Annotated in this window: 11 protein-coding genes, 1 other RNA gene and 1 pseudogene; 6 read left to right on the top strand and 7 right to left on the bottom strand. The window is 63.8% G+C overall.

Annotated elements, in window-relative coordinates; translation table 11 throughout:
• A partial coding sequence (locus ABR948_RS23955; protein WP_490337851.1) for a phosphohexomutase domain-containing protein occupies positions 1 to 786 on the top strand: 786 nt, incomplete at its 5' end.
• Positions 787 to 1022: 236 nt separating this feature from the next.
• Here ABR948_RS23955 and ABR948_RS23950 read toward each other — a convergent pair.
• The 6 genes from ABR948_RS23950 to ABR948_RS23925 all read right to left on the bottom strand — a co-directional run bounded on the left by ABR948_RS23950 (position 1023) and on the right by ABR948_RS23925 (position 6217).
• Positions 1023 to 2501 carry a methyl-accepting chemotaxis protein gene (locus ABR948_RS23950; RefSeq protein WP_428122876.1) on the bottom strand — a complete coding sequence of 493 codons (1479 nt, stop codon included), beginning with the start codon at positions 2499 to 2501 and terminating at the stop codon, positions 1023 to 1025.
• A 24-nt stretch (positions 2502 to 2525) separates the two neighbouring features.
• Positions 2526 to 2813: a hypothetical protein gene (locus tag ABR948_RS23945; RefSeq protein WP_428122875.1), complete on the bottom strand. Its 288-nt coding sequence runs from the start codon at positions 2811 to 2813 to the stop codon at positions 2526 to 2528.
• 393 nt (positions 2814 to 3206) lie between these two features.
• Positions 3207 to 3707, bottom strand: a complete 501-nt coding sequence (locus tag ABR948_RS23940) for an Lrp/AsnC family transcriptional regulator (protein WP_428122873.1) — start codon at positions 3705 to 3707, stop codon at positions 3207 to 3209.
• Between the two features lie 71 nt (positions 3708 to 3778).
• Entirely contained in the window at positions 3779 to 4741 is a 963-nt protein-coding gene (locus ABR948_RS23935) for a sugar kinase (protein ID WP_428122870.1), read from the bottom strand.
• Positions 4742 to 4822: 81 nt separating this feature from the next.
• On the bottom strand, positions 4823 to 5773 hold the full coding sequence (gene nudC / locus ABR948_RS23930; RefSeq protein ID WP_428122867.1) for an NAD(+) diphosphatase: 951 nt from the start codon (positions 5771 to 5773) through the stop codon (positions 4823 to 4825).
• Between the two features lie 18 nt (positions 5774 to 5791).
• Positions 5792 to 6217, bottom strand: coding sequence for an HIT domain-containing protein (locus tag ABR948_RS23925; protein ID WP_428122865.1), 426 nt, complete (start codon positions 6215 to 6217; stop codon positions 5792 to 5794).
• A 235-nt stretch (positions 6218 to 6452) separates the two neighbouring features.
• Here ABR948_RS23925 and ffs point away from each other — a divergent pair.
• From ffs to ABR948_RS23900, 5 genes are all read left to right on the top strand, one after another.
• Positions 6453 to 6549: signal recognition particle sRNA small type (ffs, locus tag ABR948_RS23920), an RNA gene on the top strand.
• 161 nt (positions 6550 to 6710) lie between these two features.
• The gene (locus ABR948_RS23915; protein ID WP_428122863.1) at positions 6711 to 8528 is read left to right on the top strand and encodes a DNA polymerase III subunit gamma/tau; all 1818 of its coding nucleotides are present in this window, start codon (positions 6711 to 6713) and stop codon (positions 8526 to 8528) included.
• A gap of 20 nt (positions 8529 to 8548) precedes the next feature.
• The gene (locus ABR948_RS23910; protein ID WP_428122861.1) at positions 8549 to 8869 is read left to right on the top strand and encodes a YbaB/EbfC family nucleoid-associated protein; all 321 of its coding nucleotides are present in this window, start codon (positions 8549 to 8551) and stop codon (positions 8867 to 8869) included.
• Entirely contained in the window at positions 8870 to 9475 is a 606-nt protein-coding gene (recR, locus tag ABR948_RS23905; protein ID WP_428122859.1) for a recombination mediator RecR, read from the top strand.
• Between the two features lie 39 nt (positions 9476 to 9514).
• Entirely contained in the window at positions 9515 to 9946 is a 432-nt protein-coding gene (locus ABR948_RS23900) for a hypothetical protein (RefSeq protein ID WP_428122857.1), read from the top strand.
• Between the two features lie 148 nt (positions 9947 to 10094).
• Here ABR948_RS23900 and ABR948_RS23895 read toward each other — a convergent pair.
• Positions 10095 to 10306, bottom strand: a pseudogene (locus ABR948_RS23895) (AmpG family muropeptide MFS transporter); the annotation flags it as partial.

Here is a 10306-nt window from a genome sequence, read left to right as displayed (position 1 = left end):
ATGCTGCACGCGATCCGCGACGCCGTGCTGGCGAACAAGGCCGATGTCGGCCTCGGATTTGACGGTGACGGCGACCGCTGCGGCGTGGTCGACAATACCGGCGAGGAGATTTTCGCCGACAAGGTCGGCGTCATGCTGGCGCGCGACATGTCGGCGATTCACAAGAATGCGCAATTCGTTGTCGATGTGAAATCGACCGGGCTGTTTGCCACCGATCCGGTGCTGCTAAAGCAGGGCGCGAAAACCGCCTACTGGAAGACTGGTCATTCCTACATGAAGCGCCGCACCAACGAACTGGGTGCGCTCGCGGGGTTCGAGAAATCCGGCCACTTCTTCTTCAACAAGCCGTTCGGCCGCGGCTATGATGACGGCCTGATTTCAGCGATCGCGATCTGCGAGATGCTCGATCGCGCGCCCGGCAAGTCGATGGCGGATCTGAAAGACGCTCTGCCGAAGACCTGGTCGTCGCCGACGATGTCGCCGCATTGCGCCGACGAGACCAAATACGGCGTGGTGGATGCCGTGGTGAAGCATTTCGAGGCGATGCAGACCAAGGGCGAGAAGGTCGCGGGACAAAAGATCCGCGATCTCGTCACCGTCAATGGCGTGCGCGTCACGGTCGAGGATGGCAGCTGGGGCCTGGTGCGGGCATCCTCCAACAAGCCGGAACTGGTGGTGGTGGTCGAAAGCCCGGTCTCGGAACAGCGGATGCGCGACCTGTTCGAGGCGATGGATTCGGTGCTGCGCACCCATCCCGAGGTCGGCGAGTACAATCAGAAGATTTAAGAAGACGCGGCGTCGCGCCGGTCATTCGCGTTTCTACAGTCGTTATACCCCGCCACCGGGTCTCGCCTTCGGCGAGCCCGATGACAGGCTCCGGCGGGGTATCCAGTACGCCGTGGCCTAGGGTGGCCTGGCTAATGGCTGCTCTGGAATACTGGATCACCCGCTGGAGCCTATCATCGGGCGGCGCATCGCGCCGACCCGGTGGCGGGTGATGACAGTACCGCTGGTGTCGCTCCCTATGCCGCCGCTGCCGCCCGCAGCGAGCCGAGGAAATGATCGACCTCGGATTTCAGCCGGTCGGACTGCGCCGTCAATCCGTTGGCCGCATCGAGCAGCCGGGACGTCGCCACGCCGGCTTCGTCGGAAGCCCGGGTGACGCTGAGGATGTTGTCGTTGACGTCCCTGGTGCCATCGGCGGCTTCTTGCACGTTGCCGGCGATTTCGCGCGTCGCGATGCCCTGCTGGTCGACGGCGGCCGAGATCTGGCTGGATATTTCGTCGATCTCGGCGATGGTCCCGCCGATCGCCTGAATGGCATTGACGGCTTCGCCGGTGGCGGCCTGGATGCTTTGAACCTGCGCGGAAATTTCCTCCGTCGCCTTCGCGGTCTGATTGGCCAGCGCCTTGACCTCGCTCGCGACGACGGCAAATCCCCTGCCGTGCTCTCCGGCGCGCGCCGCTTCGATGGTGGCGTTCAAGGCCAAGAGGTTGGTCTGGCTGGCGATGTTCTGGATCAGCGTGACGACTTCGCCGATCTTCTGGGTGCCGGTTGCCAGTCCTTCGACCACGGTATTGGTGCGGCGTGCCTCCTCGGCGGCCTTGCCGGCGATCTCGGCGGACCGGGTTACTTGATGGGCGATCTTGCTGATCGAAGCGGTGAGCCCTTCGGTCGCGGAGGCCACCGTTCCGACGTTGGTCGAGGCTCGCGTCGATGCGGCCGCCGCTGCGGCGGTCTGTCGCGTCGTTGTGTCGTTGGTGCCGCTCATTGATGAGGACAGGCCCTGGATTTCGCTGGCGGCCACCGCGACCGCCTCGACGATATGTCCGACCTTGCGCTCGAAGCCGGCAGCGAGTTCGCGCCGCGCGGCGTCGCGTTCCTGCTTGGCGTTTCGTTCAGCCTCGGCGCGCCCGGCGAAGGCGCGGGCTTCGGCGGCGCTGGCGGCTTCGGCCTCGGCGGTCTTCTGTGCGGCGGTTTCGAACAGCAGTGAGAGTTTATGGGCCAGCCAGATCAACACAGCGGCCTCGATGACGAGGATGACGGCGTGGAGAACCACGCGCCCAAGGTCGGCCCCGCCGGGATAAATCGCCGCGGGAAGCAGGAAATTCAGCGTCAGATGGTGCAGCGCGACCGCAACCGTGCCGGCGATGATCGGCCGGTAGTCGCAATAGGCGACCAGACATGCCAGCGCGGCGAAGAAGTACATGTGCATATCGATCTGCCAGGGATGCCCCGACAGCTGGAACGCAAACACCGATACGCCGGCCATCAAGGCGACGGCAAAGATCAGACGGGTCGACAATTCGTTGCCGACCATGCGCCACGAGATGGTCGCAGCCAGCGCCATCACCGTGACCAGCACGGCGGGCAGCAGCCAATCCGTGCCGCGCACCATGCTGATGGTCAGGCAGATCGGAAGATGCAACCAGAGCACGGCAAGCAATGCCTTGCTGGTGGTCTCACGCAATTTTTTCAAATCATCGCTTTCGATCATCATTTTCGGTTCCCCTACCCCTAATATCTATTTTGAAAAACATGCCGCGATGGCCTGCGGATCCATGGCGAGCCAGACGCCGGCTTCGCGCAGCCGGGCCAGTCCGGCATGGTCGTCGGGCCGCACCACCAGAACGGCCGGAATGGCCGTCATCCGCACAATGGCGGCGTTGGCGGAAGCGGCGGCCTGAAACACCTGCGCGGCGCTCCACCAGGGCGGAAAAGCGACCGCCACGACTTCGGTGCCCGGACGGATTTGCAGGGACAGGGCGGCAATGGCGATCCAGCTCACCACGAGCAATGCGGCCGCGTTCAACCACGCGGGCCATCGGGATGCTGCGATGCTGTTTCCGCGCGACATCACGACAGAATATCAAGCCGGAGCTAAGATTCTGTTAGTGATGGCGGGGCGTCAAATGACGTCTAGCCTTTAAACAAAGCCATAAGTGGTGATTGGGCGCGCGGGCGCGGATAGCGTGTAGAATGCGCGACCTGCACGAGGCTTCGATGTCTTGTGGCGCCGTCATCCCGAAGTGGACGAATATCATCAGATGAGTTGACGCGTCCCGCGCATCATCACTGCCGTCATACCCCGCGAAAGCGGGGTATCCAGTACGCCGTGGCCTCTGTGCTTGGCAACGGCTGCTCTGGGATACTGGATCACCCGCATTCGCGGGTGATGACCAGTAATGGAGATGCGGGTTCTGCCTTACGCTGCCGGCACCGGCAATGCGGTGACCGACTTGATCTTCTCCATCGCAAAGCGCGACGTCACATTCTTCAGCGGCACCGCGCTGATCAGCTTCTTGTAAAACACGTCGTAGCTCTGCATGTCCGCGACCACGACCCGCAGCATGTAATCGACATCGCCCGCCATCCGGTAGAACTCCATGACCTCGGGCATCGCGCTGACGGCGTCGGCGAAGGTCCGCAGCCAGGCCTCGGAATGATCGGCGCTCTCGACCGACACGAACACCGAAATGCCGAGCCCGATCTTGTTCTGGTCGACCAGTGCGACCCGGCGCAGGATGATGCCGTCGGCTTCCAGCCGCTGGATCCGCTTCCAGCACGGCGTCGAGGACAGCCCGACGCGGTCGCCGATCTCGGCCACCGACAGCGAGGCATCGTCTTGCAGCACGGTCAAAATCTTGCGGTCGATGGCGTCGAGCCGGCGATTGGGCTCCAGGACGTGAACGGCGAGGTCGGTCATGAGAAGAACTTTCTTCCAATTATGGCATTTGCTGCCACAATATATAGAAGATTATTCTAGCGCAAGCCCATTTATTGCCCAGTGCGTGCCGAGCTAGCTGAACGGCCCTGACTCAAAAGCGCTGTGACTTCAGCACGTTGCGGGGCCGCGAACGCGCCGCCGAAACGAGTGCATTTCAGCGCTGCGGCCGCGGATGCGAACCGCAGCGCTTCCCGCAGCTCCTGATTTTCGGTGATGGCGAGGGCGAAGGCGCCATGGAACACGTCGCCCGCGCCCAGCGTATCCACGGTATGCACCGGGAAGGCCGGGGTCTGCTGCAAATTGTGCTGGTCGTCGAGCCAGAGCGTGCCTTTGGCGCCGCGCGTTCCCGCCAGGAATGACGGGGTCAGCCTGGCAATCTTTTTGAGCGCCTCGGCGTCGTCGGCAACCCCGGCGGTCGCCTGCAGCGCCTCGCTGGAAAACACCAGATGCGAGGAGGCGGTGAGGAGCCCCTCCCGCAGCGACATGGTGCGGTCGACATCGACGATGACGGGAATGCCGCGCTTGCGCGCCTCGACGCACAGATCCGTGCAGAATTCCGCGCAGCGATTCTCGGTCAGAATGGCGCTGCAGTCCGCCAGCAGCTCATCGGCGTCGGGCAGTTTGACTTTCCACAATTCCGGATCGCGAAAGGTCACGATGGTGCGCTCGCCGCTCGGATCGATCATGATGTTGGAGATCGGCGTCACCAGATCGGGCATATGCACGATATGCGTGGTGTCGATGCCCTCAAGGGCCAGCTTGTCGAAAATGTACCGGCTCGAGGTCTCGCGCGCGTCGCCCATCGGCCCGCAGATCGAGGCACGGCCACCGAGCCGCACGATGCCGATCGCCCCATTGAGCGCGTTGCCGCCGCAGATTTCCTCGAAATGGCTGGCATTCACCTTGAAGCCGCGCTCCGGCAGTTCCTCGATGCGGAACGTCAGGTCGCGTACCGGCATGCCGATGCAGAGAATGCGCGGAGGGATTTTCGGCGCGGCAGACTGAAAGTTCATCGCTTCGTCCATCATATCCGTCCTGCCCTGTGACGGAACTTGATATCCCTTGTTAAGTGGCGAGTCATGATGAAGTTCCAGCTATGCGCGGAGATCAGGCTCTGTCTGCAGCCAGCGGCCGACCAGATGATGGGCAATGGCAAACGGGTGCGGTCCGGCGAGGCCGCCGGGATGTTCCCGTTTCAACATCAACGCCGCCTCGGCCCGGTCGAACCAGCGTGCGTCCTCCAGTTCCGCGTGATCGACAACGATATCCTCGTTGGTCGCGCGCGCGGTGCAGCCGATCATCAGCGATGACGGATAGGGCCATGGCTGCGTCATGTAGTAATTCACGTCGGTGCAGCGAATCCCGGATTCCTCGAAGATTTCGCGCCGGACCGCATCCTCGATGGTTTCGGCGGCTTCGACGAACCCCGCAAGACACGACCACATCCCGGCGGGAAACTGCTTTTGCCGCCCCAGCAGGCATTTGTCGCCCGAGGTCACCAGCATGATCACGACCGGATCGGTACGCGGAAAATGCTCGGCCTTGCAGTTCGGGCAGTCGCGCTTCCAGCCGCCTTCCTTCATCGCGGTCCGGGTTCCGCAATTGGCGCAGTAGCCGTGGCGCTGATGCCAGGACACCATCGATTTCGCCATCGCAATCGCCGACAGCTGGTCGGGCGGCACCACGCCCTGCATCGCCATGCCGCGCAGTTCGGTCACGGCGACGTCGTCCCGGGTCAGCAATTTCTCCGCGGCCGCGGCCGCTATGCCCATGCCGAACACCGCCGCGCCGTCGCGCAGGCCTAAGAAGATGGTGCCGGGGTTGGCGCCGAATTGATGCGCTTCATCGATCGTCAGCAGCGCGCGGGGGCCGCCCGCCTCCTGCTTCACCACCAGCGAGTCGCGATACACCACATAGGCCCGCGCATCGCGGTGGCCTTCCAGGGTCATCAGCCCGGCGTCGTCGCTGCGCAGATGCGCGGCGCGATCGAGGATATGGGTGACGAAGGCCGGCTGCCCCAATGGAAACGAATCGAATGCTGTCATGTGCTCAACCAGATTGTTTCAACCAAGCCAGATCTTTCGGCGCAGCGCGCTGATAAAGCTCTGGACCTCTTCCGCATCGTGCGCGAGCGGCGGCATTACCCCCCACACCGGGCGTGGCCAGGCGACGTCGCCGGAGCGGCGCGCGATGATATGCACGTGCAGCTGCGGCACCAGATTGCCCAGTGCGGCGATATTCAGCTTGTCGCATCGGGTGATCTCTTTCAGCGCGCGGGCGGCGCGGGAAATCTCCGTCATCAATTGCGCCTGTTCGACCTCGTCGAGGTCGATGATCTCCACGATGTCGGGCCGGCGTGGCACCAGCAAGAGCCATGGAAAATGCGCGTCCTTGATCACCAGCACCCGGCATAGCGGCAGGTCGCCGATGTCGATGGTGTCTTCCTTGAGCCGGGAATGCAGCGACCAGGCGGGAGTGTCAGCGGGCATAAGGGTTCCAGGTGCGTCCACCGTTTTGTCGATGGCTTCGGTCTGAAGTGCCTAAATGGACACCGCCCGCCGTTTCATATCAAGGCGTCATCATCCGCGAAAGCGGATGATCCGGTATTCCGCGGCGGGCCTGTTTATCGCTGGTGTCCGGGTTTACTGGATACCCCGCTTTCGCGGGGTATGACGGCAGACGCCCCGCTTGCTTTCCGGCCCTTTTGGCCCCAAATAGGGACCGGGAGATTGGCGGTGGACGAGCCACTCGCCAACCGGGTCAGGTCCGGAAGGAAGCAGCCCTAACGAGGTCCGGATCGGGTCGCTCGTCAGTCTCCTACCTGTTTTTCGAGCGAATCGCGCAAAAAGTGGTGATCTGCCCTGGCGTTTGATTCGGTGCATCGCGTATTCCGCAAAAGTGGGCACCGGTTTTGCGATCAGAATACGCGCAGGTTAAGTTCCGCAAGCCGGCTTCGAGAGATAATCAATTGCGGATCGATCGATGACCGATGCTGGCATTCCCGTAACGCCCCCGACCGAAGCGGACAGCGGGCCTGAGGCCGGCAAGCATTACCGCGTGCTGGCGCGCAAATACCGCCCCTCCAGTTTCGACGATTTGATCGGCCAGGACGCCGTGGTCCGCACGGTCTCGAATGCATTCGAGACCGGACGCATTCCGCAGGCCTGGATCCTGACCGGCGTGCGCGGCGTCGGCAAAACCACCACGGCGCGGATTCTGGCCCGCGCCCTGAATTACGAATTGCCCGATGGATCAGTGAAGGCACCGACCATCCACATGCCGGTGCTGGGGGTGCATTGCCAGGCGATCATGGAAAGCCGGCATATGGACGTGCTGGAAATGGACGCCGCCTCCCATACCGGCGTCGACGACGTGCGCCAGATCAACGACAGCGTGCGCTATGCGCCGGCCAGCGCGCGCTACAAGGTCTATATCATCGACGAAGTCCACATGCTCTCGACCGCGGCCTTCAACGCCTTCCTCAAGACGCTGGAAGAGCCGCCGGAGCACGCCAAATTCGTGTTCGCCACCACGGAAATCCGCAAAGTGCCGGTCACGGTGCTGTCGCGCTGCCAGCGGTTCGACTTGCGCCGGGTCGAGGCCGACGTCCTGATGGGCCATCTTGCCACGATCGCGGCAAAAGAAAACGTCGAGGTCGAGCCCGAAGCGCTCGGAATCATCGCCCGCGCCGCCGAAGGCTCGGTGCGCGATTCGCTGTCGCTGTTCGATCAGGCGATTGCGCATGCCGCCGGTATCGTGCGCGCCGATGCGGTGCGCCAGATGCTCGGCCTGGCCGACCGCACGCGCGTCATCGATCTGTTTGATTCGCTGGTGCGCGGCGACATCGCCAGCGCGTTCAAGGAATTTCGCGAGCAGTATGACACCGGCGCCGATCCGATCGTGGTGCTGTCGGATCTCGCCGAATTCGTCAATTTCGTCACCCGGGTGAAGATCGTGCCGGCGACCGCCGAGAATGTCGCGTTCGGCGAAACCGAACGCCTGCGCGCCCGCGACTTCGCCGCAAAAATCTCGATGCGGGTGCTGTCGCGGATGTTTCAGATGCTGCTCAAGGGCATCACCGAGGCACAGACCGCGACGCGGCCGGCCACGGCCGCCGAAATGGTGCCGGTGCGGAGCGCCTATGTCGCCGCCATGCCGACGCCGGACGAAGCGATCCGGAGGCTCGACCAGCACGGCAGCACGTCGCCCCTGATCACCGCCAGCGCCGCGCCACGCAGCGCGCCGGCGCCGGTTGCTTCGATGCCATCGTCCCCGGCGCGAGCGAGCTCCGCGCCAAGGGCTGGTGCCGAGGCCTCCGCCCGCCCGCAGATGGTTGCGCCGACGCCGGACGTTCAGGCCGCCCCGGCGGCGCTGCGGATCGCAAGTTTTCCGGCCCTGGTGGCGCTCGCCGGCGAGAAACGCGATCTGTTGACCAAGGCCGCGCTGGAAGCCGATGTCCGTCTGGTCCGCATCGAGGACGGCCGGCTGGAAGTGGCGCTGGAGCGCAGCGCGGCGCGGACGCTGATCAACGATCTCTCCCGCAAGCTGGAGCAATGGACCGGGCGGCGCTGGACCGTGATCGTGTCCAACGAGGCCGGCGAAACGACGCTGCGGGCGCAGAACGAAGTCCAGAAGAACCAGCGCGAGCGCGCCGCCGAAGCCGATCCGCGGGTGAAGGAAGTGCTGGCGCGATTTCCGGGGACCAAGGTGGTCGAGGTGCGCAAGCTTGCCCCCGAGCCGCCGGAATCCGATGCCAGCATTGAAGACCCTGCCGAGAGCGCCGACGGCGACGATCAGTAGCAAACGACAAGGAACGGTCCATGGCTGATTTTCTCGGCATGATGAAGCAGGCAGCCCAGCTGCAATCGAAGATGCAGGCGATGCAGGAAGAGCTCGGCCACGTCGAGGTGGAGGGCATCTCCGGCGGCGGCCTCGTGAGCGTGCGCATGACCGCGAAGATGGAAGTCAAGGCGGTCAAGATCGATCCGTCGCTGATGAAGGCGGACGAGCGCGAGATCCTCGAGGACCTCCTGGTCACCGCGCATAATGACGCGCGGCGCAAGGCGGAGGCCGCGATGCAGGAAAAGATGCAGTCGCTGACCGGCGGATTGGGTCTGCCGCCGGGGCTGGGCCTTACCTAAATGGCCTCTGCGGTCGCCGGTCCCGAAATCGAACGCCTGATCCAGCTGCTGGCGCGGCTGCCGGGGCTCGGTCCGCGTTCGGCGCGGCGGGCGGCGCTGCATCTGATCAAGAAGCGCGAAGCGCTGATGACGCCGCTCACCAGTGCGCTGCAGGTCGCGATCGACAAGATTCAGGTCTGCAAGATTTGCGGCAATATCGATACCCAGAATCCCTGCACGGTCTGCACTGATCTGCGGCGTGATCCCGCGATCATCGTCGTGGTCGCCGATGTCGCCGATCTCTGGGCGCTGGAGCGCGCGCATGCGACCAATGGATTTTACCATGTGCTGGGCGCGACATTGTCGCCGCTCGACGGTGTCGGCCCGCAGGACCTGACCATCGACGCGCTGGTGGCGCGCGCGCATGATCCGCGCGTGACCGAAATCATCCTGGCCCTGAATGCCACCGTCGACGGCCAGACCACGGCGCACTACATCACCGACCTGCTGCAGGAAGCGGGCGTCAAGGTGACGCGGCTGGCGCACGGCGTGCCGGTCGGCGGCGAGCTCGACTATCTCGATGAAGGCACGCTGTCCGCGGCCATGCGGCAGCGGACATTATTCTAACCACCTTTGTTCTAACCACCCCTCACGGAAATCACCGACATGATAAGACGACGATTCGGCGTATGGTTGGCTTGGGCGACAGTTCTTGCGGCGGTATCCACCGCGCCTGCCGCTTTGGCGCAACAGGAAGAGTCTGCGCCGAAGCCAGCCAGATTGATCAATGCCGGCGACGTGCTGTCGGGCGAACTGAACGCCCTGCACACCCGCGGCGGCAAAAAGGGCAAGCATGCCGCGACCTATCAGCTCACCAGCGAGCCCCGTCGTTTGCCGCCGCCGAACGGCCTTTGCGGCCTGGAAACTGGACCGGAGACATTTCAGATCGTGATCAGCAATGACGCGCAGGCGGCGCAGCTGAAGGCATTCATCGGCAAGGAAGTCTCGGTCAAGGTCGACGAGGTGTCCTGCGCGCAGGAGGCCGGGCAGATGAGCGAAGCTGTGGTGACGAAATGGAGCGTGGTGACGAAGCATTGACGAGTGCCCGCACCACTCCCGTCGTCGCCCGGCTTGACCGGGCGATCCAGTATTCCAGAGACCGTAGTGATCAATCGAGAAGCCGCGGCGTACTGGATCACCCGCTTTCGCGGGTGATGACGACTGAGGATGAATCGCGGCGGTGCGCCTAAGCCTTCGCCGCCTCCAGCCCGGCAAAATGCCCGCGGCGTTGCAGCCATGCCAGCAGGATCAGGCTCGGCACCGCGACCACGACGCAGATCGCGAAAAAAACCGGCCATCCCGTCGCCTTCGCGACAAAGCCGGCGCCCGACGACAGATAGGTACGCCCGACCGCGGCGAGTGCTGTGAGCAGCGCGTATTGGGTCGCGGTGTGCAGCG

Origin of the sequence: Bradyrhizobium sp., from assembly GCF_050014615.1 — a bacterium.
Lineage (GTDB): Bacteria > Pseudomonadota > Alphaproteobacteria > Rhizobiales > Xanthobacteraceae > Bradyrhizobium.
The sequence above is the reverse complement of the archived record's forward strand: the minus strand, read 5'-3'. Positions and strand labels throughout refer to the sequence as shown.

Excerpts from the sequence above, each read along its gene's own strand:
- ABR948_RS23950 (WP_428122876.1), bottom strand. The coding sequence starts at position 2,501 with ATGATGATCGAAAGCGATGATTTGAAAAAATTGCGTGAGACCACCAGC.
- ABR948_RS23940 (WP_428122873.1), bottom strand. The coding sequence starts at position 3,707 with ATGACCGACCTCGCCGTTCACGTCCTGGAGCCCAATCGCCGGCTCGAC.
- ABR948_RS23935 (WP_428122870.1), bottom strand. The coding sequence starts at position 4,741 with ATGAACTTTCAGTCTGCCGCGCCGAAAATCCCTCCGCGCATTCTCTGC.
- nudC (WP_428122867.1), bottom strand. The coding sequence starts at position 5,773 with ATGACAGCATTCGATTCGTTTCCATTGGGGCAGCCGGCCTTCGTCACC.
- ABR948_RS23925 (WP_428122865.1), bottom strand. The coding sequence starts at position 6,217 with ATGCCCGCTGACACTCCCGCCTGGTCGCTGCATTCCCGGCTCAAGGAA.
- ABR948_RS23915 (WP_428122863.1), top strand. The coding sequence starts at position 6,711 with ATGACCGATGCTGGCATTCCCGTAACGCCCCCGACCGAAGCGGACAGC.
- ABR948_RS23910 (WP_428122861.1), top strand. The coding sequence starts at position 8,549 with ATGGCTGATTTTCTCGGCATGATGAAGCAGGCAGCCCAGCTGCAATCG.
- recR (WP_428122859.1), top strand. The coding sequence starts at position 8,870 with ATGGCCTCTGCGGTCGCCGGTCCCGAAATCGAACGCCTGATCCAGCTG.
- ABR948_RS23900 (WP_428122857.1), top strand. The coding sequence starts at position 9,515 with ATGATAAGACGACGATTCGGCGTATGGTTGGCTTGGGCGACAGTTCTT.